The following is a 207-nucleotide window of genomic DNA, read 5'->3' as shown; positions in this document are numbered from 1 at the left end:
GTCGGGGAGCTCGCTCTCCACAGGCAGTTCCACCTTGCCACTCAGGTGGCCCACAGCGTTGTTGGCCCGTTGGTAGTCACCGCTGAACAGGGGGAGGGCATCGGGATCCTGCTCTTCGCTGGAAGGAGTGGATGAGGTCAGGCTGAGAGTATTCTGTTGCTGTTCGCCGCTGGCACTCTGGGTCTCTACGGCCAGTCGACTGTTATC

General features: G+C 60.9%; 1 pseudogene. It reads right to left on the bottom strand.

From position 1 onward, the window contains the following. Positions 1–207, bottom strand: a pseudogene (locus A3714_RS18015) (META domain-containing protein); the annotation flags it as partial.

This window comes from Alcanivorax sp. HI0007, assembly GCF_001635525.1.
Lineage (GTDB): Bacteria > Pseudomonadota > Gammaproteobacteria > Pseudomonadales > Alcanivoracaceae > Alcanivorax.
Note: the sequence above shows the minus strand (reverse complement) of the source record. Positions and strands in the feature narration are given on the sequence as shown.